This window comes from Pseudomonas sp. P5_B2 (genome assembly GCF_056400445.1).
The window spans coordinates 1-959 of sequence record NZ_JBFULH010001131.1 but is presented as its reverse complement, the minus strand read 5'-3'; the positions used below and the strand labels follow the sequence as shown (position 1 = coordinate 959).

Annotated in this window: 1 protein-coding gene; it reads left to right on the top strand. The window is 52.0% G+C overall.

All coding sequences use genetic code 11. The annotated features are described in order from the left end of the window. Window positions 1-276 precede the first annotated feature (276 nt). A partial coding sequence (locus AC1DRJ_RS29675; RefSeq protein WP_477805263.1) for an AAA family ATPase occupies window positions 277-959 on the top strand: 683 nt, incomplete at its 3' end.

The window sequence follows — 959 nt, the reverse complement described above, 5'->3', positions numbered from 1 at the left end:
ATGGAGCTCAATGTAGGGAGTTAGCTGGAGGTGATAAAGGTGGGGGCGGGAACATCATTAGTTACTTGGTGTAATGAGTTTTATCGCGCAGACAGTAGACAAATGATTTTTCATCCAAAACCATCAATCGCCCAAACGACTATCAGAAAGCGTCCCTTCTGCGCTCAAAATAACCCCCGAAACATCGATCAACCCGGCTCCAGGCCGGACTCCGGACTTTATGGTAAATTATGGCTGGCCAATAATTATGGCGTATCCATAAAAAGAGGTAATTGCATGAGCAGCATTTTTCAGCGCCCTGAATTGGCCGCAGAAATGGCGAACCAGCTTCTCAATCCGGGCGTTCTCGATGAAGGTTTGCGCTCAGGTCTGTTTTTATCCGGCCTGCGCAGGACCGGTAAAACAACATTCCTGAGGAGCGATCTCATCCCTGCTCTGGAAGAGGCGGGTGCTCTGGTCATTTACGTCGACCTATGGAGTGACACGCTGGCCAATCCAGCGACACTGGTGCATGACGCCATCCGTAAAACCCTGCAGGAGCTCCAAACACCAGGCTCCGGTTTGCTCGAAGTGCTCAAGCGTGTCAGTGGTGCTGATGTGGGCGCTGCAGGATTCAAATTTGGTTTCAAACTCGACAGCATCGGGACTTCAGGTGGGCCAACGCTGGCGCAGGCGCTGACAGGGGTTGTTGATCAAGCGAAAACCGACTTGGTGCTGATCATCGACGAAGTGCAGCACGCCATTTCATCCGACGATGGTAATCAGCTGCTTCTGGCACTAAAAGCAGCTCGCGATGCGATCAATCCTCGACCAGATACACCGGGTTACTTTCTGTTTATTGGAACGGGATCGCACAGGGCGCAAGTCAGCGAACTGACGGCGAAGAGGAACCAGGCATTTTCTGGGGCGACATCGACAGCGTACCCGGTGCTGAAAGGGGATTACGTTGAATATTTGCT